Annotated in this window: 21 protein-coding genes; 18 read left to right on the top strand and 3 right to left on the bottom strand. The window is 72.9% G+C overall.

Features of this window, described 5'->3' with window-relative positions; translation table 11 throughout:
* The first annotated feature begins 52 nt into the window (after positions 1-52).
* The 7 genes from rsmD (at position 53) to mutM (ending at position 5,229) form a co-directional block, all read left to right on the top strand.
* Positions 53-640, top strand: coding sequence for a 16S rRNA (guanine(966)-N(2))-methyltransferase RsmD (rsmD, locus tag ACIBAI_RS20865; protein WP_399036251.1), 588 nt, complete (start codon positions 53-55; stop codon positions 638-640).
* A gap of 26 nt (positions 641-666) precedes the next feature.
* On the top strand, positions 667-1,146 hold the full coding sequence (coaD, locus tag ACIBAI_RS20860) for a pantetheine-phosphate adenylyltransferase (protein WP_399036291.1): 480 nt from the start codon (positions 667-669) through the stop codon (positions 1,144-1,146).
* Positions 1,147-1,267: 121 nt separating this feature from the next.
* Positions 1,268-2,362 carry a cell division initiation protein gene (locus tag ACIBAI_RS20855; protein ID WP_399036249.1) on the top strand — a complete coding sequence of 365 codons (1,095 nt, stop codon included), beginning with the start codon at positions 1,268-1,270 and terminating at the stop codon, positions 2,360-2,362.
* 133 nt (positions 2,363-2,495) lie between these two features.
* A complete protein-coding gene (locus ACIBAI_RS20850; RefSeq protein WP_344604228.1) occupies positions 2,496-3,140 on the top strand; it encodes a YceD family protein in 645 nt (214 codons plus the stop codon).
* Positions 3,141-3,142: 2 nt separating this feature from the next.
* Complete coding sequence (gene rpmF / locus ACIBAI_RS20845) at positions 3,143-3,316, top strand: 50S ribosomal protein L32 (RefSeq protein ID WP_007493396.1); 174 nt, start codon at positions 3,143-3,145, stop codon at positions 3,314-3,316.
* Between the two features lie 7 nt (positions 3,317-3,323).
* Positions 3,324-4,187, top strand: coding sequence for a ribonuclease III (rnc, locus tag ACIBAI_RS20840; RefSeq protein ID WP_344604230.1), 864 nt, complete (start codon positions 3,324-3,326; stop codon positions 4,185-4,187).
* A gap of 181 nt (positions 4,188-4,368) precedes the next feature.
* Positions 4,369-5,229: a bifunctional DNA-formamidopyrimidine glycosylase/DNA-(apurinic or apyrimidinic site) lyase gene (gene mutM, locus ACIBAI_RS20835; RefSeq protein ID WP_399036246.1), complete on the top strand. Its 861-nt coding sequence runs from the start codon at positions 4,369-4,371 to the stop codon at positions 5,227-5,229.
* Here mutM and ACIBAI_RS20830 read toward each other — a convergent pair.
* Positions 5,202-5,603, bottom strand: coding sequence for a winged helix-turn-helix transcriptional regulator (locus ACIBAI_RS20830; RefSeq protein ID WP_399036244.1), 402 nt, complete (start codon positions 5,601-5,603; stop codon positions 5,202-5,204). The two genes, mutM and ACIBAI_RS20830, sit on opposite strands and share 28 nt — an antisense overlap.
* 180 nt (positions 5,604-5,783) lie before the next feature.
* Between ACIBAI_RS20830 and ACIBAI_RS20825 the strand changes: the two genes are divergently transcribed.
* Positions 5,784-6,377, top strand: coding sequence for a flavodoxin family protein (locus tag ACIBAI_RS20825; RefSeq protein WP_344604236.1), 594 nt, complete (start codon positions 5,784-5,786; stop codon positions 6,375-6,377).
* Positions 6,378-6,663: 286 nt separating this feature from the next.
* Here ACIBAI_RS20825 and ACIBAI_RS20820 read toward each other — a convergent pair whose 3' ends face one another.
* Positions 6,664-7,821 carry a CAP domain-containing protein gene (locus ACIBAI_RS20820; protein ID WP_399036242.1) on the bottom strand — a complete coding sequence of 386 codons (1,158 nt, stop codon included), beginning with the start codon at positions 7,819-7,821 and terminating at the stop codon, positions 6,664-6,666.
* 177 nt (positions 7,822-7,998) lie between these two features.
* On the opposite strand from ACIBAI_RS20820, the gene ACIBAI_RS20815 reads away from it, so the two are divergent.
* From ACIBAI_RS20815 to ftsY, 5 genes are all read left to right on the top strand, one after another.
* Positions 7,999-8,280: an acylphosphatase gene (locus ACIBAI_RS20815; protein WP_344604240.1), complete on the top strand. Its 282-nt coding sequence runs from the start codon at positions 7,999-8,001 to the stop codon at positions 8,278-8,280.
* Between the two features lie 377 nt (positions 8,281-8,657).
* Complete coding sequence (locus tag ACIBAI_RS20810; protein ID WP_344604242.1) at positions 8,658-8,861, top strand: hypothetical protein; 204 nt, start codon at positions 8,658-8,660, stop codon at positions 8,859-8,861.
* A 210-nt stretch (positions 8,862-9,071) separates the two neighbouring features.
* Positions 9,072-12,626: a chromosome segregation protein SMC gene (gene smc, locus ACIBAI_RS20805; RefSeq protein ID WP_399036239.1), complete on the top strand. Its 3,555-nt coding sequence runs from the start codon at positions 9,072-9,074 to the stop codon at positions 12,624-12,626.
* 225 nt (positions 12,627-12,851) lie between these two features.
* Positions 12,852-14,270 (top strand): sugar porter family MFS transporter, encoded by a 1,419-nt coding sequence (locus ACIBAI_RS20800; RefSeq protein WP_399036237.1) that lies wholly within the window; start codon positions 12,852-12,854, stop codon positions 14,268-14,270.
* Between the two features lie 272 nt (positions 14,271-14,542).
* A complete protein-coding gene (gene ftsY / locus ACIBAI_RS20795; protein ID WP_399036235.1) occupies positions 14,543-15,748 on the top strand; it encodes a signal recognition particle-docking protein FtsY in 1,206 nt (401 codons plus the stop codon).
* A 146-nt stretch (positions 15,749-15,894) separates the two neighbouring features.
* On the opposite strand, the gene ACIBAI_RS20790 is transcribed toward ftsY, so the two are convergent.
* On the bottom strand, positions 15,895-16,560 hold the full coding sequence (locus ACIBAI_RS20790; protein WP_399036233.1) for a bifunctional DNA primase/polymerase: 666 nt from the start codon (positions 16,558-16,560) through the stop codon (positions 15,895-15,897).
* A gap of 443 nt (positions 16,561-17,003) precedes the next feature.
* On the opposite strand from ACIBAI_RS20790, the gene ACIBAI_RS20785 reads away from it, so the two are divergent.
* From ACIBAI_RS20785 to ffh, 5 genes are all read left to right on the top strand, one after another.
* Entirely contained in the window at positions 17,004-18,488 is a 1,485-nt protein-coding gene (locus tag ACIBAI_RS20785; protein ID WP_399036231.1) for a hypothetical protein, read from the top strand.
* Positions 18,489-18,813: 325 nt separating this feature from the next.
* Positions 18,814-20,154 (top strand): ammonium transporter, encoded by a 1,341-nt coding sequence (locus ACIBAI_RS20780; RefSeq protein WP_399036229.1) that lies wholly within the window; start codon positions 18,814-18,816, stop codon positions 20,152-20,154.
* Complete coding sequence (locus tag ACIBAI_RS20775) at positions 20,151-20,489, top strand: P-II family nitrogen regulator (RefSeq protein WP_289940149.1); 339 nt, start codon at positions 20,151-20,153, stop codon at positions 20,487-20,489. The genes ACIBAI_RS20780 and ACIBAI_RS20775 overlap by 4 nt, the downstream gene beginning before the upstream one ends.
* 23 nt (positions 20,490-20,512) lie before the next feature.
* Positions 20,513-23,008, top strand: a complete 2,496-nt coding sequence (locus ACIBAI_RS20770) for a [protein-PII] uridylyltransferase (protein WP_399036227.1) — start codon at positions 20,513-20,515, stop codon at positions 23,006-23,008.
* A gap of 203 nt (positions 23,009-23,211) precedes the next feature.
* Entirely contained in the window at positions 23,212-24,762 is a 1,551-nt protein-coding gene (ffh, locus tag ACIBAI_RS20765) for a signal recognition particle protein (RefSeq protein WP_344604257.1), read from the top strand.
* The last annotated feature ends 131 nt before the right edge of the window (positions 24,763-24,893 follow it).

Raw genomic sequence — 24,893 nt, 5'->3', positions numbered from 1 at the left:
GCCGCGCGAGCACACGGCAGCACACCGACAGCACACCGACAAGGACCCACAGATGACCCGCGTGATCGCCGGCCGGGCCGGTGGACGCCGTCTGGCCGTTCCGCCGGGGAACGGCACACGCCCCACCTCCGACCGCGCCCGCGAGGGCCTGTTCTCCACCTGGCAGTCCCTGCTGGGCGGCCCCCTGGACGGCGAGCGGGTCCTGGACCTGTACGCCGGTTCCGGCGCCGTCGGCCTGGAGGCGCTGTCCCGGGGCGCGGGCCACGTCCTGCTCGTCGAGGCCGACGCCCGGGCCGCCCGCACCGTCCGCGAGAACGTCGGGGCGCTCGGCCTGCCCGGCGCCGAGGTCCGGGCGGGCCGAGCGGAACAGATCGTCCGCGCGGCGCCCCCCGACCGGCCGTACGACATCGTCTTCCTCGACCCGCCCTACGCCGTCTCGGACGGCGATCTCCGGGAGATCCTGCTCACACTCCGCTCTCAGGGGTGGCTCGCGCAGGAGGCCCTCGTCACCGTGGAGCGCAGCACCAGAGGGGGCGAGTTCCGGTGGCCGGAGGGTTTCGAGGGGATCCGGGCCCGTCGCTACGGCGAGGGAACGTTTTGGTACGGTCGCGCCGCCTCTACGTGCGAAGACGCACGATGACCGGACCGGAGAGCGAGGGATCACAAGTGCGCCGCGCCGTCTGTCCCGGGTCGTTCGACCCGATCACCAACGGACACCTCGACATCATCGCCCGCGCCTCCAGGCTGTACGACGAGGTCTACGTCGCGGTGATGATCAACCAGTCGAAGAAGGGCCTGTTCGGGATCGAGGAGCGGATCGACCTGATCCGCCAGGTCACCGCCGAGTACGACAACGTCCGGGTCGAGTCCTTCCACGGCCTCCTCGTCGACTTCTGCAAGCAGCGCGGGATCCCCGCCATCGTCAAGGGACTGCGGGCGGTCAGCGACTTCGACTACGAGCTGCAGATGGCCCAGATGAACAACGGCCTCTCGGGCGTGGAGACCCTCTTCATGCCCACCAACCCCACCTACAGCTTCCTGTCGTCCTCCCTGGTCAAGGAGGTCGCGACCTGGGGCGGCGACGTCTCCCACCTGGTGCCGGAGGCGGTCCTGGACGCCCTCGCCAAGAAGCTCGGGCACGACTGACCCCGCCCGTCGAGGCCGCCCGGAGGCCGGCGGACCGTCACCCGGTGTCCCCCGGCCGCCCCGGGGCCGTACAGTCGTCCCGTCCGTCTCCAACACAGCTGTAGAGAGTGGCGAGCACACGGTGGACGTGCAGAAGAAGCTCGACGAGATCGTCGCGGTGGTTTCCGGTGCCCGGTCGATGCCGATGTCGGCCTCGTGCGTGGTCAACCGCGCCGAGCTGCTCTCGATGCTCGAGGAGCTGCGGGCCGCGCTGCCCGACTCCCTCGCCCGGGCCCAGGAGCTGATCGGCGACCGCGAGCAGCTCGTCGCCCAGGCCCGCCAGGAGGCCGAGCGGATCATCCAGAGCGCGCACGCCGAGCGCGGCTCCCTGATCTCCGGCACCGAGGTCGCCCGCCGCTCCCAGGCCGAGGCCGACCGGATCCTCGCCGAGGCCCGCCAGGAGGCCGAGGAGATCCGCGCCGAGGCCGACGAGTACGTCGACTCCAAGCTCGCCAACTTCGAGGTCGTCCTCACCAAGACCCTGGGCTCCGTCGGCCGCGGCCGCGAGAAGCTGCTCGGCACCGGCCCGGGCCTCGACGAGCAGGGCTACGAGGACGAGGACGCCCCCGAGCGCAGCCACGACCCGGAGACCCTGCGCCGCACCGCCGACGCGTACGTCGACGCCAAGCTCGGCGCCTTCGAGGCGGTCCTCGCCAAGACCCTGGAGGCGGTCGGCCGCGGCCGGGAGAAGCTGCACGGCCGGATCGCCACCGACGACCTGGGCGCCCTCGCCGACGACACCACCACCGTCCAGCACTCCAGCGACGCGGACTACCTGGCGGACCTGGCGGCCCTCGCGCAGACCCCGGCCCCGCAGCCCGCCCGGCCCGCCCAGGAACCCGCCCCGGCCTACGGCTATTCGCAGCAGGACCCGCAGCAGGACCCGTACGGCGGCTACCAGCAGCCCGCGTACGGCGGGCAGGACGCGTACGGCTACCAGCAGGCGGACCCGTACTCCTCCGGCTACGCCCCGGCGGCCGGCGCCCCCTTCCAGGGCTACGACCCCCAGCAGGGGGCCTACGACCCGCAGCAGGCCCAGCAGGAGCCCCAGGGCACCCAGGGCCACCAGGGATACGCCCAGCCGCAGGCGCACGCCCTGGACGAGACCAGCCTCTTCGACACCAGCATGATCAGCGCCGAGCAGCTGAGGGCCTACGAACAGGGCCGCGGCCAGTAGACCGGCCACCGGATTGGGCCGTCGGCGAAAGGTCCAGTATCCTGGCTGTTCGGTCGCGCGTACGTCCGCGATCAACGCTGCCCGGGAACACCGAACGGCGGCGTCCCTCTGAGCTCGAAGAACGAAAGCAGGAATGGCTCTGAACGCCCGCCTCGACCACCGCAACCCCCTCGTGTTCGACACGCACGAGCTGGGCCGGCGGCCCGGTGCGCTGCAGCGCCTGACCCGCACGGTCGAGGCTCCCGCGGACTTCGGTCTCCAGGGGGTCGTCGGAGTGCCGCAGGGCGCTCCGGTGGAACTCGATCTCCGGCTCGAGTCGGTCATGGAAGGGGTGCTCGTCACAGGCACCGCCCGTGCCACGGCCGAGGGGGAGTGCGTAAGGTGTCTGGAGCCGCTTCAGCTCGATGTCGAAGCGGACTTCCAGGAGATGTTCTCGTACCCTGACGCCGACGACCGGGGCCGCCCCGTTGCGGAACCCGGCGACGACGCCGAGGACGACGAGGACAGGCTCTTTGTCGAGGACGGTCTGATCGACCTCGAACCCGTGCTGCGCGATGCGGTGGTGCTCGCACTGCCGATGCAGCCGGTGTGCCGGGAAGACTGCCCCGGCCTGTGCCCCGAGTGCGGGGCGCGGCTGGCGGACGACCCGGACCACCACCACGATGCCGTCGACATCCGTTGGGCGGCTTTGCAGGGACTCGCCGACACCATGAAGGCCGGCGACAAGGACGAGACGAGCGGCGCCGAACCGGGCGTCGACGAGAAGCAGGAGAAGTAGCCGTGGCTGTTCCGAAGCGGAAGATGTCGCGCAGCAACACGCGCCACCGCCGGTCGCAGTGGAAGGCTGCGGTCCCCACCCTGGTTGCGTGCGAGCGCTGCCACGAGCCGAAGCTGCAGCACATCGCGTGCCCGTCGTGCGGCACCTACAACAAGCGCCAGGTCCTCGAGGTCTGAGCGGCTGGTGAGAGGCACTGTGTCCACGCCCAAGAAGCAATCTCCCCGCGTGAGCGGGGGACCGGCGGACAACCAGGCCTCGTCCCACACCCTTCTGGAAGGGCGGCTCGGCTACAAGGTCGAGTCCGCCCTTCTGGTACGAGCACTGACCCACCGTTCGTACGCGTACGAGAACGGCGGTCTGCCCACCAACGAGCGGCTGGAGTTCCTCGGGGACTCCGTGCTCGGCCTGGTGGTCACGGACACGCTGTACCGCATCCATCCCGACCTGCCCGAGGGCCAGCTGGCCAAGCTGCGGGCCGCGGTGGTGAACTCGCGCGCGCTGGCGGAGGTGGGGCGCAGCCTCGACCTGGGCTCCTTCATCCGGCTCGGCCGCGGTGAAGAGGGCACGGGCGGACGGGACAAGGCGTCCATCCTCGCCGACACCCTGGAAGCGGTGATCGGCGCGGTCTATCTCGACCAGGGCCTGGACTCGGCGGCGGAACTGGTGCACCGCCTGTTCGACCCGCTGATCGAGAAGTCCTCGAACCTGGGTGCCGGCCTGGACTGGAAGACGTCCCTCCAGGAACTCACCGCGACCGAGGGGCTCGGCGTGCCCGAGTACCTGGTCACGGAGACCGGTCCCGACCACGAGAAGACCTTCACTGCTGCCGCCCGCGTCGGAGGCGTCTCGTACGGCACCGGCACCGGCCGCAGCAAGAAGGAGGCGGAGCAGCAGGCCGCCGAGTCCGCCTGGCGGTCCATCCGCGCCGCGGCGGACGAGCGGGCCAAGGCGGCCGCGGAGGCCACCGAGGTGGTCGAGAAGGCCGAGGCCGGGGCGGCGCGAGCCGTCGCCGAGGGCAACGCCGACGCGCCGTCGCCCTCCGCCTGACGCGAGCAACGCACCGAGCGCCCGTCCCCGCCCCGAGACGGGCGCTCGGCCCTTCGGACGGCCTCTGCCGGCACGCACGGCCCGGGGGAAGCCGGCCGGCCCGGCCCACGCGGGCGGGAAAGCCATACGACGGCCCTGACAGGTAGGTTCGGGCCATACAGGTGCGGACGGGAGAGCCCCCATGCCCGAGTTGCCCGAGGTCGAAGTCGTCCGGCGCGGCCTGGAACGGTGGATCGCCCACCGCACCGTCGCCGACGCCGAGGTGCTGCACCCGCGCGCGGTGCGCCGGCACGTCGCCGGCGCCGACGACTTCGCGCACCGCCTCAAGGGCCATCGCGTCGGTGTCCCCAGCCGTCGCGGCAAGTACCTGTGGCTGCCCCTGGCGGACACCGGCCAGTCGGTCCTGGCCCACCTCGGCATGAGCGGCCAGCTCCTGGTCCAGCCGCAGACGGCGCCCGACGAGAAGCACCTGCGCATCCGGATCCGCTTCGCGGACGACCTCGGCACCGAGCTCCGCTTCGTCGACCAGCGCACCTTCGGCGGCCTGTCCCTGCACGACACCACCCCCGACGGTCTGCCCGACGTCATCGCGCACATCGCCCGCGACCCCCTCGACCCGCTCTTCGACGACGAGGCGTTCCACCTGGCACTGCGCCGCAAGCGGACCACGATCAAACGCGCCCTGCTCGACCAGTCACTGATCAGCGGCGTCGGCAACATCTACGCGGACGAGGCCCTGTGGCGGGCCCGTCTGCACTACGAGCGTCCCACGGCCACCTTCACGCGCCCCCGCACCCTCGAACTCCTCGGCCACGTCCGGGACGTGATGAACGCGGCCCTCGCCGTGGGCGGCACCAGCTTCGACAGCCTGTACGTCAACGTCAACGGCGAGTCCGGCTACTTCGACCGCTCCCTCGACGCGTACGGCCGCGAGGGGCGGCCCTGCCGCCGGTGTGCCACGCCGATGCGCCGGCGGCCCTGGATGAACCGGTCCAGCCACTTCTGCCCGAAGTGTCAGCGGGCGCCGCGCGCGGCGTCGTAACGCTCCCGGGCGGACAGGACGTCGTCCATGCTGTCCTCCACGAACCGGATGAGCGCCAGCAGCCGCTCGGCCACCCCCCGGCCCAGCGGCGTCAGCTCGTAGTCCACGCGGGGCGGGTTGGTCGGCTGGGCCTCGCGGTGCACCAGGCCGTCGCGCTCCAGCGCGTGCAGCGTCTGGGACAGCATCTTCTCGCTCACGCCGTCGACGCGGCGGCGCAGTTCGTTGAAGCGGAGCGAGCCCTCGTACAGGGCGCCGAGCGTCAGCGCGCCCCAGCGGCCCGTGACGTGCTCCAGCGTGCCGCGCGAGGGGCACGCCTTGGCGAACACGTTGTACGGGAGGTTCCGCTCCTGCGCGCGCTCCTGGGTGACGTCCATGCCTCAAGCCTACGCGAGCGCAGCGCTAACCAACAGGTTGCACTAACCAGAAGTTAGTGCTTTCCTTTTTTCAGTGCCGTTGAGTCGGCGTGCCGCACCGTCCCGGCGCGCTCCCCGTCTCCTTCCGTGCTGTCCGGCGCTTTCCCTGCTTTCCCGTGCTTCCCCAAGGAGTGCAGAACCGTGACCACCCCTGTCGTCGTCTCCATCGCCTACCACTCCGGCTACGGCCACACCGCCGTCCTCGCCGAGGCCGTCCGCTCCGGTGCCGCGGAGGCGGGCGCCGAGGTCCACCTGATCAAGGTCGACGAGATCACCGAGGAGCAGTGGGCCACGCTCGACGGCTCGGACGCCATCGTGTTCGGTTCCCCGACCTACATGGGCACCGCATCCGGGGCCTTCCACGCCTTCGCCGAGGCGACGTCGGCGCGCTGGGCCACCCAGGCATGGAAGGACAAGCTGGCCGCCGGATTCACCAACTCCGGCTCCAAGAGCGGCGACAAGCTGCACACCCTGCAGTTCTTCCAGATCCTCGCGGCACAGCTCGGCATGCACTGGGTCAACCTCGGCCTGCTGCCCGGCTGGAACAGCAGCACGGCCGCCGAGACCGACCTCAACCGCCTCGGCGTCTTCGCGGGCGCCGCCGCCCAGACCAACGTCGACGAGGGACCGGAGGCCGTCCACAAGGCCGACATCGCGACGGCCGAGCACCTGGGGCGCCGGGTGGCCCGGACGGCGCGGGTGTTCGCGAACGGGCGGGCCGCGACCGCCGCGTAAGCGCACGCGCGCGGGCGGCCGACGCCGGACGGGCGGCTCCCCACCGGGGCGGGGGAGCCGCCCGGGACCGGCGCCGGTGTTCCCCGGCCGCCCCGGCGGGCGACGCTCGCCCCGCCGCGCCCCCGGCACGCTCCTCCACCGCCGCACGGGCGCCCGCTCCCCGCACCGGCCGAAAGCCCGAGTACGCCCGACCGGGGCGAGAGCTCCCGGCCGGCCCGCCGGAAGCACGCACCCGACGCCGCGGGGCCCGCCCCGCGGGTGGGCGACGGGAAGACGGCGACCGGGCCTAGTAGCCGAAGTCCTGCGTCCACCAAGGGCCGCCCGCACCGAAGTGCACGCCGACGCCCAGCGTCCTGAAATCGCAGTTCAGTATGTTCGCGCGGTGCCCGGCGCTGTTCATCCACGCCTCCATCACCGCCGCCGCGTCGGTCTGGCCCCGGGCTATGTTCTCCCCGCCCAGGTTGCTGATGCCGGCCCGCTCGGCCCGGTCCCACGGCGTCGCGCCGCTGGGGTCGGTGTGGTCGAAGAAGCCCTGCTCGGCCATGGCGTCGCTGAAGTCCCCGGCCAGCTCCGCCAGCGCGCCGCTCGCGGTGACCGGGCTGCACCCCGCCTTGGCCCGCTCCTCGTTGACGAGCCTGAGCACCTGGGCCTCGGCGGCGGATTCCGCGGACGCCGCCGCGGGAGCGCCGGACTGCTCCGGCGCCTCGGTGACCTTGCGCGCGGGCGGCGCCGGCGTCGTCGCCGGCTGCTCGCCGGAGGGCGTGGAGGGCGTCTTCGGCTTCTGCGAGGGCGTCTCGGCCGGAGTGGCCGACGGGGCCGTGGGAGACGCCGAGGGGGAGGCGGAGCTGCCGGGGCCCCGGCCGGCGGAGGTGCCGCCGCGCCCGCCGGCGCCACCGGCGTCCTCGGTGCCGCCGGCACCGCCGGAGGCGCCGCCCCGCTCGGTCGGCGGGCCGGTCGGCGAGTCCTGCGCCTGCACGCCGTCGGCGGCGCCGCTGCCGCCGCCGAGCTCGTAGCTGTCGAGACCGGGCACCAAGCCGGTGGACACCGCGACCGTGCCGAGGGCGACCGCCGCGGAAACGCCGAGCAGTCCGGTGCGCACCGGCGCCGCGGCCTTCTTCCGCCGCCGGTGCGCGCCGGCGCGCCGGGAGCCGCCGTCGGGGGCGAAGCCGTCGTCCCCGACGGCGGCTCCCGGTAAGGCGCGGTTCGGGGAGGCGGCGGTCCCGCCGGCCGGGGGACGGCCGCGGTCCCCGTCCGCGGCGAAGAGGCGGGTCCCGTCCCCCGGGCGGGTTCCGGTGTACGCCTCGGGGTTCAGGTGGGGGGCGACGCCCCCGGCGGGGCGGTCACCCGGGTACGAGTCCAGCGGGTCGTGGTTCCCCGGGGCGGAGCCGGGCGTCCGTATGAACCCTGTGGCGCGGCCGGCGGCGGAGCGTCGGTGGCGTCCCATGTCCTGGCCTTCCTCGTGCTGGCGCTCTCGCGGTCGACTCGTCCTCGGTGATCGATCAGGGTCACGGAACTCGCTCGAACGTGTGGGTTCCGTGTGGGATTCATCGGGTGGGGACGGTACCGCATGGCACCGGTGAAGGAAGTGCCCGCAGGGACTTCGGCCCGTTAGGTTGCCTCCATGAGCGAGGATGCACGGCTGGTCGCCTGGGTGCGCGGACATGTCCAGGGTGTGGGTTTCCGCTGGTTCACCCGGGCCAGGGCCCTGGAGATCGGCGGCCTGAGTGGTTTTGCCCTCAATCTGGCCGACGGGCGGGTCCAGGTGGTGGCGGAGGGGCCGAGGGAGCGCTGCGAAGGGCTTCTGGAGTGGCTCCGCGGCGACGACACGCCCGGCCGCGTGGACGGGGTCACCGAGATCTGGGACACACCCCGCGGCGGCTACGACGGCTTCGCCGTCCGCTGACCGCGGGCCCCCGGGCGGCCCGCCGAGAGCCGCCGCGCCTTCCCCCGGCGGCCGCCCGGAGCGAAAACGTCCTGGTGATTGCGAAGAACCCCTTGCCGTGGCAGGCTCCACACGCAAAGATGATCGCCACGCCCTGAGGGCCCCGCAGGAGTCGCAGCGCCGCCGTTCCCGGCCGCGCGCCCCCGGGCTGCCCACCCGTACGGGGCGTGATCGTGTTGACCGTCAAACTTTTTGGTGAGACGCTGAAAGCCCGCGCACCTTGACTGTTTGGCATGAATGAACGGCAGCACAACTCCACAGTGCCAAGCGCTCCGGGTGCGAATCCCTCACGACCCACACCGCATCGGTCGGTCACTCATTGTGGAGGACCATCCATCATGGCAAAGGCGCTTCTCGGTTACGTCGGCGGCTCCGACCCTCGACTCCTCGCCGAGATGCGACGGCTCCAGCAGCGCGTCCAGGACCTGGAATCCGAGCTCGTACGGATCCAGGCGGAGAACGACGCGCTGGCGGCTGCCGCTTCTCACGACAGGATCATGGAGAGCGCTGACGCACACCAGGCGGAGCCTGCGCTCACCTGATCACTGCACCGCTCCACAAAAGCACAAGCAGTGGTCGGGCCGTCCGTACGACCGCTCATGTGTCAGAGTTGCAAGGGACGCCTCGGCGTCCCTTCTTTCTTGCTCCGCGCATCCTTTCACGCTCTTTAACGTTTGGTGTGCCCTGCCTGTTCAACGGCGAAACCGCGGGTTCGTGGAGTGGGACGAACCCGCGGAGTAGAGTCCGACGGCGTGCACCTCAAGGCCCTGACCCTGCGCGGGTTCAAGTCGTTCGCCTCGGCGACCACCCTCCGGTTCGAGCCGGGGATCACGTGTGTCGTCGGCCCGAACGGCTCGGGCAAGTCCAACGTCGTGGACGCGCTCAGCTGGGTCATGGGCGAGCAGGGCGCCAAGTCGCTGCGCGGCGGCAAGATGGAGGACGTCATCTTCGCCGGCACCACCGGCCGCCCGCCGCTGGGCCGCGCCGAGGTGTCCTTGACCATCGACAACTCCGACGGCGCGCTGCCCATCGAGTACTCCGAGGTCACCATCACGCGGATCATGTTCCGCAACGGCGGCAGCGAGTACCAGATCAACGGCGACACCTGCCGGCTCCTCGACATCCAGGAGCTGCTGTCCGACTCCGGCATCGGCCGCGAGATGCACGTCGTCGTCGGCCAGGGGCAGCTCGACTCCGTGCTGCACGCCGACCCGATGGGCCGCCGCGCCTTCATCGAGGAGGCCGCCGGCGTCCTCAAGCACCGCAAGCGCAAGGAGAAGGCGCTGCGCAAGCTGGACGCGATGCAGGCCAACCTCGCGCGCGTGCAGGACCTCACCGACGAACTGCGCCGCCGGCTCAAGCCGCTCGGCCGGCAGGCCGCCGTCGCCCGCAGGGCCGCCGTCATCCAGGCCGACCTGCGCGACGCCCGCCTGCGGCTGCTGGCCGACGACCTGGTGCGGCTGCGCGAGGCCCTCCGGGCCGAGATCGCCGACGAGGCCGCGCTCAAGGCCCGCAAGGAAGCCGCCGAGCAGCATCTGGAGCAGGCGCTGCGGCGCGAGGCCCTGCTGGAGGACGAGGTCCGCAGGCTCACCCCGCGCCTGCAGCGCGCCCAGCAGACCTGGTACGAGCTCTCCCAGCTCGCCGAGCGGGTGCGCGGCACGATCTCGCTGGCCGACGCGCGCGTGCGGAGCGCCACCTCCGCGCCCGTCGAGGAGCGGCGCGGCCGCGACCCGGAGGACCTGGAGCGCGAGGCCGCCCGCGTCCGCGAGCAGGAGGCCGAACTCGAAGCGGCCCTGGAGGCGGCCCGGCGCGCCCTGGAGGACACGGTCGCCCACCGCGCCGAACTGGAACGCGAGCTCGCCCAGGAGGAGCGGCGTCTGAGGGACGCCGCCCGCGCCATCGCCGACCGCCGCGAGGGCCTGGCCCGGCTGAAGGGGCAGGTCGGCGCGGCCCGTTCGCGCGCCGCCGCCGCCCAGGCCGAGATCGACCGGCTGGCCGCCGCCCGTGACGAGGCCCGGGAACGCGCCGTCCGCGCCCAGGAGGAGTACGAGGCGCTGAAGGCCGAGGTCGACGGCCTCGACGCCGGCGACACGGAACTGGCCGAGCGGCACGAGGCGGCCGGACGGCGGCTCGCCGAGGCCGAGGCCGCCCTCACCGCCGCCCGCGAGGCGGCCACCGCGGCCGAACGCGGACGCGCCGCCACCCAGGCCCGCCACGACGCCCTGGCCATGGGCCTGCGCCGCAAGGACGGCACCGGCGCGCTGCTCGCCGCGCGGGACCGCCTGTCCGGTCTGCTCGGCCCGGCCACCGAACTGCTCACCGTGGCGCCCGGATACGAGGTCCCCCTCGCCGCGGCCTTCGGCGCCGCCGCCGACGCCCTCGTGGTGACCGGCCCGTCCGCGGCCGCCGACGCCATCCGGCTGCTGCGCGAGCAGGACGCGGGCCGCGCCGCCCTCCTGCTCGCCGGCGCCCCCGGCGACGCACCGCGCGAGGCACCCGCCGACGGGCCGCCGTACGCCGCCGACCTGGTGCGCGGCCCCGCCGAGCTCATGCCCGCCGTACGACGGCTGCTGCGCGGGATCGTCGTCGTGGACACCCTGGAGGACGCCGAGGACCTGGTGCGCGCGCGGTCCGGGCTGACCGCCGTCACCGCCGGGGGCGACGTGCTGGGCGCGCACTTCGCGCAGGGCGGTTCCGCCGGGGCGCCGAGCCTGCTGGAGGTCCAGGCCGCGGTGGACGAGGCCGCCGCCGAGCTGGCGGAGCTGGCGGTGCGGTGCGAGGAGCTGGCCGGGGCGCAGGCCGCCGCGGCCGAGCGGCGCACGGAGTGCGCCGCGCTCGTCGAGGAGCTGGGGGAGCGGCGGCGGGCCGCCGACCGGGAGAAGTCGGCCGTCGCCCAGCAGCTCGGGCGGCTCGCCGGCCGGGCGCGGGGGGCCGCCGAGGAGGCCGAGCGCTCCGCCGCCGCGGCGGCCCGGGCGCAGGAGGCCCTCGACCAGGCCCTCCAGGAGGCCGAGGAGCTCACCGAACGGCTCGCCGTCGCCGAGGAGATGCCGGTCGAGGAGGAGCCCGACACGTCGGTACGGGACCGGCTCGCCGCCGACGGCGCCAACGCCCGCCAGACCGAGATGGAGGCCCGCCTCCAGGTCCGTACGCACGAGGAGCGGGTCAAGGGCCTCGCCGGGCGGGCCGACTCGCTCGACCGGGCCGCCCGCGCGGAACGTGAGGCCCGCGCGCGTGCCGAGCGGCGGCGGGCCCGGCTGCGGCACGAGGCGGCCGTCGCCGAGGCCGTCGCCTCCGGTGCCCGCCGGCTGCTCGCGCACGTCGAGGTCTCCCTCGCCCGCGCGGACGCCGGACGCGCCGCGGCCGAGGCCGCCAAGGCGCAGCGCGAGCAGGAGCTCGCCCGGGCCCGTGCCGAAGGGCGCGACCTCAAGGCCGAGCTCGACAAGCTGACGGATTCGGTGCACCGCGGCGAGGTACTCGGCGCCGAGAAGCGGCTGCGCATCGAGCAGCTGGAGACGAAGGCGCTGGAGGAGCTGGGTGTCGAACCGGCGGGGCTGGTCGAGGAGTACGGCCCGCACCGGCTCGTGCCGCCCGCGCCCCCCGCCGAGGGCGAGGAGCTCCCGGAGGATCCGGAGCACCCGCGCAACCGGCCCCGGCCCTTCGTCCGGGCCGAGCAGGAGAAGCGGCTGAAGGCGGCCGAGCGTGCGTACCAGCAGCTCGGCAAGGTCAACCCGCTCGCCCTGGAGGAGTTCGCCGCGCTGGAGGAGCGCCACCAGTTCCTCAGCGAGCAGCTGGAGGACCTGAAGAAGACCCGTGCCGACCTGCTCCAGGTCGTCAGGGAGGTCGACGAACGCGTCGAGCAGGTCTTCACCGAGGCGTTCCGCGACACCGCCCGCGAGTTCGAGGGCGTGTTCGGCCGGCTCTTCCCGGGCGGCGAGGGACGGCTGGTGCTGACCGACCCGGACCACATGCTCACCACGGGCGTCGACGTCGAGGCGCGCCCGCCGGGCAAGAAGGTCAAGCGCCTCTCCCTGCTCTCCGGCGGTGAGCGGTCGCTGACCGCCGTGGCGCTGCTGGTGTCGATCTTCAAGGCGCGGCCCAGCCCGTTCTACGTCATGGACGAGGTCGAGGCGGCGCTGGACGACACCAACCTGCAACGGCTGATCCGGATCATGCAGGAGCTGCGGGAGACCTCCCAGCTGATCGTGATCACGCATCAGAAGCGGACGATGGAGATCGCCGACGCGCTCTACGGCGTGTCCATGCAGGGCGACGGTGTGTCGAAGGTCATCTCCCAGCGCCTCCGCTGATGCGTGTCGTCTACACAGGCCTTCACCTGCGCTCCTAAGAACCTTCAACTCTTTAACCCAGGCCCGGAGAGTCGTGGCTGAAAACTCACATGACTTGGCCTATTGACTTCGAAACTTGAAGGCATAGTCTCTGCAACGTTGCTTTTACCTTCAGGTACCTTCAAGCGGCACCTCGAAGGGCTCACCCCCACCCCGGCAGCGTTGCCGGTGGCCCGAGGAGTACACGTGACCAGCACTGCGCAGGCACCTCAGACAGGAGCCAGGACGGCTCAACCCGATCATCTCGGGCACGTCATCTTCATCGCGGCGGCGGCCGCGATGGGCGGCTTCCTCTTCGGCTACGACAGCTCCGTGATCAACGGCGCCGTCGAGGCCGTCCGGGACCGCTACGACATCGGCTCGGCGGCGCTGGCGCAGGTCATCGCCATCGCCCTGATCGGCTGCGCCATCGGTGCCGCGACCGCCGGCCGCATAGCCGACCGCATCGGACGCATCCGGTGCATGCAGATCGCCGCGGCCCTCTTCACGATCAGCGCCGTCGGCTCCGCGCTGCCGTTCTCGCTGTACGACCTCGCCTTCTGGCGTGTCGTCGGCGGCTTCGCCATCGGCATGGCCTCCGTGATCGGCCCGGCCTACATCGCCGAGGTCGCGCCGCCCGCCTACCGAGGCCGCCTGGGCTCCTTCCAGCAGGCCGCGATCGTCGTCGGCATCGCCGTGTCGCAGCTGGTCAACTGGGGTCTGCTGAACGCCGCCGACGGCGACCAGCGCGGTGAGCTGATGGGCCTGGAGGCCTGGCAGCTGATGCTCGGCGTCATGGTCGTCCCGGCGATCCTGTACGGCCTGCTCTCCTTCGCGATCCCCGAGTCCCCCCGCTTCCTGATCTCCGTGGGCAAGCACGAGCGCGCCCGTGAGATCCTCGCCGAGGTCGAGGGCAAGGACGTCGACCTGGACGCCCGCGTGACCGAGATCGAGTCGGCGATGCAGCGCGAGGAGAAGTCCAGCTTCAAGGACCTGCTCGGCGGCAGCTTCTTCTTCAAGCCGATCGTCTGGATCGGTATCGGCCTGTCGGTCTTCCAGCAGTTCGTCGGCATCAACGTCGCGTTCTACTACTCCTCGACGCTGTGGCAGTCGGTCGGCGTCGACCCGACGAACTCGTTCTTCTACTCCTTCACCACGTCGATCATCAACATCGTCGGCACCGTGATCGCGATGATCTTCGTGGACCGCGTCGGCCGCAAGCCGCTCGCCGTCATCGGCTCGATCGGCATGGTCGTCGGCCTGGCGCTGGAGGCCTGGGCGTTCTCCTACGACCTGGTCGACGGCAAGCTGCCCGCCACCCAGGGCTGGGTCGCCCTGATCGCCGCCCACGTGTTCGTGCTCTTCTTCGCCCTGTCCTGGGGTGTGGTCGTCTGGGTCATGCTCGGCGAGATGTTCCCGAACAAGATCCGCGCCGCCGCCCTGGGCGTGGCCGCCGCCGCCCAGTGGATCGCCAACTGGGCCATCACCGCGAGCTTCCCGTCGCTGGCCGACTGGAACCTCTCCGTCACCTACGTGATCTACACGGTCTTCGCCGCGCTCTCCATCCCGTTCGTCCTGAAGTTCGTGAAGGAGACCAAGGGCAAGGCCCTGGAGGAGATGGGCTGAGCCTCGTCGGGAGGCTCGGCCCCGAGAGACCCGAGGAGAAGGGCCAAGTCCCCGCTGCCCCTCTCCTCGCACCCGAAAGGCGTACCGCCCAGGCCCACCCGCGTGTGAGCCGGGGCGGTACGCCTTCGTGGCGCCGCGCCCGTGCCGGCGCCCGGCCGGGACGGACGACCGGTGCGGGCCCCGCGGCCGCCCCCGGACCCGGCAGCCGGATGACGGCGCGTCAGATGTTCGCCGGGGTGTCGCGGGGGTCCATGGCCGATACTGGACGGGTTATGGACATCGTCATCCTTGCTGTAGTCATCGCCGTGGTCGTGCTCGGCGCGCTCGGCGGGCTCGTCGTCGGCGGTCTGCGCAGGAAGCAGCTGCCCCCGCCGCCCCCCGCCGCACCCGACATCACCGCCCCTCCGGCCGAGCCGCGCGTCGGCGACGAGGCCGAGACGCCGCAGGAGGAACCGCGGCGCACGATAGAAGAGGTGGATCTCCCGGACGGCGGCACGGCTCCCGTCGTGGTCGAGGAGCCGCCGGCCGTCGAGGCCCCCGGGATCGAGATCCCGGAGCCCACCGCGGGGCGCCTCGTGCGCCTGCGCGCCCGCCTGTCCCGTTCGCAGAACGCCCTCGGCAAGGGCCTGCTCGTCCTGCTGTCGCGCGAGCACCTCGACGAGGACACCTGGGAGGAGGTCGAGGACACGCTGCTCACCGCCGACGTCGGCGTGCAGCCCACCCAGGAGCTGGTCGAGCGGCTCCGCGAGCGGGTGAAGGTGCTGGGCACCCGCACCCCCGCAGAGCTCCGCGGTCTGCTGCGCGAGGAGCTGATCAAGCTGGTCGGCCCCGAGATGGACCGCACGGTCAGGACCGAGCCGGAGACCGGCAAGCCCGGCATCGTGATGGTCGTCGGCGTCAACGGCACCGGCAAGACCACCACCACCGGCAAGCTGGCCCGCGTCCTGGTCGCCGACGGCCGCAGCGTCGTCCTCGGCGCCGCCGACACCTTCCGCGCCGCCGCCGCCGACCAGCTGCAGACCTGGGGCGAGCGGGTCGGCGCCCACACCGTGCGCGGACCGGAGGGCGGCGACCCCGCCTCCGTCGCCTTCGACGCGGTCAAGGAGGGCAAGGAGATCGGCGCGGACGTCGTCCTCATCGACACCGCGGGCCGGCTGCACACCAAGACCGGGCTCATGGACGAGCTCGGCAAGGTCAAGCGGGTGGTGGAGAAGCAGGCCCCGCTGGACGAGGTGCTGCTCGTGCTCGACGCCACCACCGGCCAGAACGGCCTGGTGCAGGCCCGGGTCTTCGCCGAGGTGGTCGACATCACCGGCATCGTCCTCACCAAGCTGGACGGCACGGCCAAGGGCGGCATCGTGGTCGCCGTGCAGCGCGAGCTGGGCGTGCCGGTCAAGCTGGTCGGTCTCGGTGAAGGACCCGACGACCTGGCGCCGTTCGAGCCGGAGGCGTTCGTCGACGCCCTCATCGGGGAGTGAGCGACCGCCGCACCCGGGATTCGTGGAAGGAGCGCCCGTTTCCGCCTCGTGGCGGGGACGGGCGCTTCCGTTCGCACGGCCGAGCCGGCGCTCCGCGCGCAGGGGCCCGCCGGAGCCTGGGGCCCTCCCGCGGGGACGCCCGGAAGTCAGGCCCGCGACCGATGGGCCAGATACGCCAGCGTGCCCAGCAGCAGCCGGGCCGCCGGAGGACGCGTCGCCGAGTCGAGGGCCGGCGGGCGGAGCCAGCGGACCGGGCCGAGACCGGCGCGGTCGGAGGGCGGGACCGTGATGTGCGCGCCCGGGCCGAGGCCGCGCAGGTCGAGGGCGGACGGGTCGTCCCAGCCCATGCGGTAGAGCAGCCGCGGCAGCTCGGCGGCGGCGCCGGGGGCGACGAAGAAGTGGGCGCGTCCCTCCGGGGTCACGGTGACCGGGCCGAGGGGCAGGCCCATGCGCTCCAGCCGGGGCAGGGCACGGCGCCCGGCCGGCTCGGCCACCTCGATCACGTCGAAGGTCCGCCCGACCGGCAGCATCACCGAGGCGCCCGGAACCTCGCCCCAGGCCTCGGCCACCTCGTCCAGCGTCGCCCCGGCCGGGATCTCCGGCGCGAAGCCCAGCGGATGGGCGCCCGGCGCGCGGCAGTCGGGGCGCCCGCAGGAGCAGGCGCCCGCGGCGGCCCGTGCCCCCGGCACGACGTCCCACCCCCACAGCCCGGTGAACTCGGCCACGGCGGTGCACTCCGACGAGCGGCCGCGGCGGCGCGAGCCGGACCGGATGTCACGGATCACCCGACTGCTGCCGATCGTGAAGCCCATACCCCCTCCAACGGGTCCGGCGCACCGAGGGTTACGCAGTGGACGTAGGACGTGACTGTCTGTATTCCGCATCCCCGGTGCCGCGCGTTCTAGGCAGCGCCTTGAGGCACTCGGGTGGCGCGTTCGATGACACGCGCCCCTGTATGCACCGCTGCGCCCGTTCCCGGATGTCGGTGTCAAGTGAATCGCGCGGAGGTCGCCTTGAGTTCATTCGAAGGGGTGGCGAATGGTGGCGTTTACGAATGAGGCGCGGCTGGACGGGTGATCGTAGGACTACTTTGTGTGCACGAGCCCGGAGACACATGCACCCGCGAGTATGCCGGAGGCAAGTCGGTTTTCCGCCCGAAGGGCGGGAACCGCCGGACACGCGGCCGCGGGCACCGGCATCCTGGCAGGGCTCGGCGCACTCGACGACACGTGGTCTCAGGGATGGGGGCGTTCCAGTGAGCGGCAACGGCGACGACGGGACGAACGCTTCGGCGACGCACGCCGACAAACGTCCCAACGAGCTGCTCACCTCGTGGTTCGTGCGCAGCGGCTGGTCCAAGGGCGAACTCGCCCGGCAGGTCAACCGCAGGGCACGCCGGCTGGGCGCCCACCACGTCTCCACCGACACCTCGCGGGTGCGCCGCTGGCTGGACGGCGAGATGCCGCGCGAGCCGATCCCCCGCATCCTCTCCGAGTTGTTCTCGGAGCGCTTCGGCGTCGTCGTCTCCGTCGAGGACCTGGGACTGCGCACCGCACGGCAGTCCCCGTCCGCGACCGGCGTCGACCTGCCCTGGACGGGCCCGCAGACCGTGGCCCTGCTCAGCGAGTTCTCGCGCAGCGACCTGATGCTGGCGCGGCGCGGCTTCCTCGGGACCTCGCTGGCCCTGTCCGCGGGCCCGTCCCTCATCGAACCCATGCAGCGCTGGCTCGTCCCCACGTCCCCCGCCCCGCGCCAGGAACCCGAGCCCGCCGCACACGCGCGCGGCCGTCTGTCCAAGCCGGAACTGGACCTGCTGGAGACCACCACCGTGATGTTCCGGCGGTGGGACGCCCAGTGCGGCGGCGGCCTGCGCCGCAAGGCGGTCGTAGGCCAGCTGCACGAGGTGACCGATCTGCTGCAGGAGCCCCAGCCCGAGGCGACCACCCGGACGCTGTTCAAGGTGGCCGCCGAACTCGCCGAGCTGGCCGGCTGGATGTCGTACGACGTCGGGCTGCAGCCCACCGCGCAGAAGTACTTCGTCCTCGCGCTGCACGCCGCCAAGGAGGCGGGCGACCGGCCGCTCGGCTCGTACATCCTCTCCAGCATGAGCCGGCAGATGATCCACCTCGGCCGGCCCGACGACGCCCTGGAGCTGATCCACCTCGCGCAGTACGGCAGCCGGGACTGCGCGAGCCCGCGCACCCAGGCGATGCTGTATGCGATGGAGGCCCGCGCCTACGCCAACATGGGCCAGCCCGGCAGGTGCAAGCGCGCCGTGCGGATGGCCGAGGACACCTTCGCCGAGGCCCAGGAGTGGGACGAGCCGGACCCCGACTGGATCCGCTTCTTCTCCGAGGCCGAGCTGTACGCCGAGAACTCCCACTCCTTCCGCGACCTCGCCTACGTCGCCGGCCGCAGCCCCACGTACGCCTCCCTGGCCGAGCCGCTGATGAGCCGGGCGGTGGAACTCTTCGCCGAGGACGGGGAGCACCAGCGGTCGTACGCGCTGAACCTGATCGGCATGGCCACCGTGCACCTGCTGCGGCGCGAGCCCGAGCAGGGCGCGGCCTTCGCCACGCGCGCCCTGCAGGTCGCGCAGAAGGTCCGCTCCGAACGCGTCACCACTCGTATCCGTAAGACGGTCGACACCGCCGTCCGCGACTTCGGCGACCTCGCCGAGATCAGGGACCTGGGCGCGCGGCTGGCCACCGAGCTGCCCGACACCGCGGAAGCGGTCTGACCTTGTGAGCCCCGGCCGCGGCCGGCCCTCCCGCACTGCCCGGCCCGGCCCTCCCGCGCCAGGCCGTGGGAGGGCCGCCGCGGCCGGTCCGCGTCACCTCGGGCGCCACCACCCGTGAAGGTTGCGCCACGATAACGATCCGGTCGGCGGACATCTCACGGTTCATCGACCCGTAACACGCAAAGCGCCTTCGTCACGGCGGCGAAACAACGAGGGGCTTCCGCCGAAACCGCGCTGCGCCAATCTCGTGGCGCATAACCGGCCCACCCCTCCATCCGCTCAGGCTTCGCCCGCACGGGGCCGTACCAACGACGAGGAGACGCCGATGGCACCAGCCATCACGCTTGCCGCAGAGACGGAACTCTCTGCCGCCAACACGGGCTTCATGCTCATCTGTTCCGCCCTGGTGATGCTCATGACCCCGGGGCTGGCCTTCTTCTACGGAGGCATGGTCCGCGTCAAGAGCACCCTGAACATGCTGATGATGAGCTTCATCAGCCTGGGCATCGTCACCGTCCTGTGGGTGCTGTACGGCTTCTCCCTCGCCTTCGGCACGGACTCCGGCAGCGTCATCGGCTGGAACTCCGACTGGGTGGGCCTGCGCGACATCGGCCTGACCGAGCTGTGGGACGGCTACACCATCCCGGTCTTCGTGTTCCTGGTCTTCCAGCTGATGTTCGCCGTCCTCACGCCGGCCCTGATCAGCGGCGCCCTCGCGGACCGCGTCAAGTTCACCGCCTGGGCGCTGTTCGTCGCCCTGTGGGCCACGGTCGTCTACTTCCCGGTCGCGCACTGGGTGTGGGGCGCCGGCGGCTGGGCCTTCGAGCTCGGCGTGATCGACTTCGCCGGCGGCACGGCCGTCCACATCAACGCCGGCGCCGCCGCCCTCGGCGTCATCCTGGTGATCGGCAAGCGCGTCGGCTTCAAGAAGGACCCGATGCGCCCGCACAGCCTGCCGCTGGTGATGCTCGGCGCCGGTCTGCTGTGGTTCGGCTGGTTCGGCTTCAACGCCGGCTCCTGGCTCGGCAACGACGACGGCGTCGGCGCGCTGATGTTCGTCAACACCCAGGTCGCCACCGCCGCCGCCGTGCTGGGCTGGCTCGCCTACGAGAAGATCCGCCACGGCGCGTTCACCACGCTGGGAGCCGCCTCCGGCGCGGTCGCGGGCCTGGTCGCCATCACCCCGGCCGGCGGCGCGGTCTCCCCGCTCGGCGCGATCGCCGTCGGTGTCATCGCCGGCGTGCTGTGCGCCATGGCCGTCGGCCTGAAGTACAAGTTCGGCTACGACGACTCCCTCGACGTGGTCGGCGTCCACCTCGTCGGCGGCATCCTCGGTTCCCTGCTCATCGGCTTCTTCGCCACCGGCGAGGGCCAGTCCGACGTCGCGGGCCTGTTCTACGGCGGCGGCCTGGACCAGTTCTGGAAGCAGTGCGCCGGCGTCTTCGGCGTCCTCGCCTACTCCCTGGTCGTCTCCGCGGTCCTCGCCCTCCTCCTCGACCGGACCATCGGCATGCGGGTCTCCGAGGACGACGAGATCACCGGTATCGACCAGGCCGAGCACGCCGAGACCGCATACGACTTCAGCGGCGCCGGCGGCGGTGCCGCCAGGACCACCGCCGCCCCGGCCGCCGTGGCCGGCGCCGAGAGCAGGAAGGTGGACGCATGAAGCTCATCACCGCCGTCGTGAAGCCGCACCGGCTCGACGAGATCAAGGAGGCCCTGCAGGCCTTCGGAGTGCACGGCCTCACGGTCACCGAGGCCAGCGGCTACGGCCGGCAGCGGGGCCACACCGAGGTCTACCGGGGCGCCGAGTACACCGTCGACCTCGTTCCCAAGATCCGCATCGAGGTGCTGGTCGAGGACGACGACGCCGAGCAGCTGATCGACGTCATCGTCAAGGCGGCCCGCACCGGCAAGATCGGCGACGGCAAGGTCTGGTCCCTGCCGGTCGAGACGGCCGTGCGGGTCCGGACCGGCGAACGCGGCCCGGACGCGCTCTGACAAGGGAAGACGGGAGTCGCCGGGTGACGCGTACGGACGTGCGGGAAGAAGCGGAGGACCCGGGACCCGGCGGCTACGCGGCGGCCCGGCTGCGCCTCCTCACCGAGGGGGCGCGGTCCGGGCCGTCACGCCGTGCGGCCCTCGCGGACCTGACCGACGAGTGGCTGGCCGGCCTGTTCACCGGGGCGGCCGGGGGACTCGCAGGCGTCTCGCTGGTCGCCGTCGGCGGCTACGGCCGCGGCGAGCTGTCCCCGCGCAGCGACCTGGACCTGCTCCTGCTGCACGACGGCAGCGACGCCAAGGCGGTCGCCGAACTCGCCGACCGCCTCTGGTACCCGGTCTGGGACCTGGGCCTGGCCCTCGACCACTCCGTGCGCACCCCGGCCGAGGCGCGCGGGACGGCCGGCGAGGACCTCAAGGTCCAGCTCGGCCTGCTGGACGCCCGGCACCTCGCCGGCGATCTCGGCCTCACCACCGGGCTGCGCACGGCAGTCCTCGCCGACTGGCGCAACCAGGCCCCCAGGCGCCTCCCCGAACTCCAGCAACTGTGCGCCGAACGCGCCGAGCGCCAGGGTGAGCTGCAGTACCTCCTGGAGCCGGACCTGAAGGAGGCGCGCGGCGGGCTGCGGGACGCCACCGCCCTGCGCGCCGTCGCCGCCTCCTGGCTCGCCGACGCCCCGCGCGAGGGCCTCGCCGACGCCCGGCGCCGGCTGCTCGACGTCCGCGACGCGCTGCACCTGGCGACCGGGCGCGCCACCGACCGGCTCGCGCTGCAGGACCAGGACCAGGTGGCGGCCGGGCTCGGGCTGCTCGACGCCGACACGCTGCTGCGGCAGGTGTACGAGGCCGCGCGGGTCATCTCGTACGCCGGCGATGTCACCTGGCGTGAAGTGGGGCGTGTGCTACGGTCGCGCGCCGTACGGCCGCGGCTGCGCGCACTGGCGGGGGAGCGCGGCGACTTCCTCAGAAGGGCGGTGGCGGGCGACAGGAGGACGCCGGGCGGGAAGCAGCCCGCCGAGAGGTCCCCGCTGGCGGAAGGGGTCGTGGAGCAGGACGGCGAGGTGGTACTCGCCCGCGCCGCGCGCCCCGAGCGTGATCCCGTGCTTCCGCTGCGCGCCGCGGCCGCCGCCGCGCAGGCCGGACTTCCGCTCTCCCTGCACGCCGTCCGGCGCATGGCGGCCGCCGTGCGTCCCCTGCCCACGCCCTGGCCCGCCGAGGCCCGCGAGCAGCTGGTGACCCTGCTGGGCTCCGGCCGCCCCACCGTCGAGGTCTGGGAGGCGCTGGAGGCCGAGGGCCTGATCACCCGGCTGCTGCCCGACTGGGAGCGGGTGCGCTGCCGCCCGCAGCGCAACGCCGTGCACCTGTGGACCGTCGACCGGCACCTCGTCGAGACCGCCGTCCGCGCCTCCGCCTTCACCCGCCGGGTCGGCCGCCCCGACCTGCTGCTGGTCGCCGCGCTGCTGCACGACATCGGCAAGGGCTGGCCCGGCGACCACTCCGTGGCCGGCGAGATCATCGCCAAGGACGTCGCCGCCCGCATCGGCTTCGACCGCGCCGACGTCGCCGTCCTCGCCACCCTCGTACGGCACCACCTGCTGCTCGTCGAGACCGCCACCCGGCGCGACCTGGACGACCCGGCCACCGTGCGGTCCGTCGCCGAGGCGGTCGGCACGCAGGGCACCCTGGAGCTGCTGCACGCCCTCACCGAGGCCGACGCCCTCGCGACCGGGCCGGCCGCCTGGTCGTCCTGGCGCGGCTCCCTCGTCGCCGACCTGGTGAGACGGGTCTCGGCGGTCCTCGCCGGGGACGCCCCCGAGGAGCCCGAGCCCGCCGCGCCCACCGCCGAGCAGGAGCGGCTCGCCCTCGAGGCGGTCGCCACCGGCGGGCCCGTGCTGGCCCTGCGCGCGCAGACCGGACCGCCGGCCGAGGAGTCGGCCGGGGACTTCGAACCGCTCGGCGTGGAGCTGCTGATCGCCGTACCGGACCAGCCGGGCGTGCTGCCCGCGGTGGCCGGCGTGCTGGCCGTGCACCGCCTGACGGTCCGCGCGGCCGAGCTGCGCGCGATGGACCTCCCGGCCGGCGTCGAGGGCTCCGTGCTGCTGCTGGACTGGCGGGTCGCCGCCGAGTACGGCTCCCTGCCGCAGGCCGCCCGGCTCCGCGCCGACCTGGTCCGCGCCCTGGACGGCTCCCTGGACGTCGCCGGCCGGCTCGCCGAGCGGGACGCCGCCTACCCCCGGCGCCGGGGCGTGGTCGCGCCCCCGCCGCGGGTGACCGTCCACCCGGCCGCGTCCCGCCTGGCCACGGTGATCGAGGTGCGCGCGCAGGACGCGCCGGGGCTGCTGTTCCGCATCGGGCGGGCGCTGGAGGACGCGCGGGTCCGGGTGCGCAGCGCGCACGTGTCCACGCTGGGCGCCAACGCCGTCGACGCCTTCTACGTGACGGATCCCACGGGCACGCCCCTGCCGGGCGAGGAGGCGGACGCGGTGGCGCGGAGGCTGGAAGGGGCGCTGCGGGGATGACCGGCGGCCCGCCCCGGGCCGTGTTCGCCCGACGCGGTCCCCGCGCGGGGTCGAGCCGCCGCGCGGCACGGGCCGCCGGTCCCGGCCGGCGGCGGGCCGGTTCCCCGCCCGCCGCATGCGGCGGGCGGGGACCATTCGCCTGCCGGGCCGGATACCCTGGAAGACGCTCAGAACTGCCCCCGACTCCGAGGACCGACGCCGCCGTGTTCGACACTCTCTCCGATCGCCTTTCAGCGACCTTCAGGAATCTGCGCGGCAAGGGGCGCCTGAGCGAAGCGGACATCGACGCCACGGCGCGCGAGATCCGCATCGCGCTGCTCGAGGCGGACGTGGCGCTGCCGGTCGTCCGGAGCTTCATCAAGAACGTCAAGGAGCGTGCCCTCGGCGCCGAGGTCTCGCGGGCGCTGAACCCGGCCCAGCAGGTCCTCAAGATCGTCAACGAGGAACTGGTCACCATCCTCGGCGGCGAGACCCGCCGGCTGCGCTTCGCCAAGCAGCCGCCGACCGTGATCATGCTGGCGGGCCTGCAGGGCGCCGGCAAGACCACGCTCGCGGGCAAGCTCGGCAAGTGGCTCAAGGAGCAGGGCCACTCGCCGCTGCTGGTCGCCTGCGACCTGCAGCGGCCGAACGCCGTGAACCAGCTCGGCGTGGTCGCCGAGCGGGCCGGGGTCGCGGTGTACGCGCCCGAGCCGGGCAACGGCGTCGGCGACCCGGTCAAGGTCGCCAGGGACTCCATCGACTTCGCCAGGTCCAAGGTCCACGACATCGTGATCGTGGACACCGCCGGCCGCCTCGGCATCGACCAGGAGATGATGCAGCAGGCCGCGGACATCCGGGACGCGGTCTCCCCGGACGAGATCCTGTTCGTCGTCGACGCGATGATCGGCCAGGACGCCGTCAACACGGCCGAGGCCTTCCGCGACGGCGTCGGCTTCGACGGCGTGGTGCTCTCCAAGCTCGACGGCGACGCCCGCGGCGGTGCGGCCCTGTCGATCCGCCAGATCACCGGCAAGCCGATCATGTTCGCGTCGAACGGTGAGAAGCTCGACGACTTCGACGCCTTCCACCCGGACCGGATGGCCTCCCGCATCCTCGACATGGGTGACCTGCTCACCCTGATCGAGCAGGCGGAGAAGACGTTCAGCCAGGAAGAGGCCCAGAAGATGGCCTCCAAGCTGGCGTCCAAGAAGGGCCAGGAGTTCACCCTCGACGACTTCCTGGCCCAGATGGAGCAGGTCCGCAAGATGGGCTCCATCTCCAAGCTGCTCGGCATGCTGCCGGGCATGGGCCAGATCAAGGAGCAGATCAACAACATCGACGAGCGGGACGTCGACCGTACGGCCGCCATCATCAAGTCGATGACCCCGGCCGAGCGCCAGGACCCGACGATCATCAACGGCTCGCGCCGCGCCCGTATCGCGCGTGGTTCCGGCGTCGAGGTCAGCGCGGTGAAGAACCTGGTCGAGCGGTTCTTCGAGGCCCGCAAGATGATGTCCCGCATGGCCCAGGGCGGCGGCATGCCGGGGATGCCCGGGATGCCGGGCATGGGCGGCGGCCCCGGCCGGGCGAAGAAGCAGCAGAAGAAGGCCAAGGGCAAGCAGCGCTCCGGCAACCCGATGAAGCGCAAGCAGCAGGAGCAGGAGGCCGCCGCCCGGCGCGCCGCCGCGGCCCAGGGCGGCAACGCCTTCGGGCTGCCGCAGCAGGGCGGCAAGGACTTCGAACTGCCCGACGAGTTCAAGAAGTTCATGGGCTGACGGCGGCCCGCCCGTACGCTCACGTCACCGGGGGCGGGCCCGCCGGGCGGCGGGGGGGCCCCCCGGGCGGGGGGCCCCCCCGCCCCCCCCCGCCCCCCCCCCCGGCCGGAGCCCCCCCCCCCCCGGCAACA

The organism is Streptomyces sp. NPDC051041, assembly GCF_044456065.1.
Lineage (GTDB): Bacteria > Actinomycetota > Actinomycetes > Streptomycetales > Streptomycetaceae > Streptomyces > Streptomyces glaucus.
This window is presented reverse-complemented; position numbering and strand designations above follow the sequence as displayed.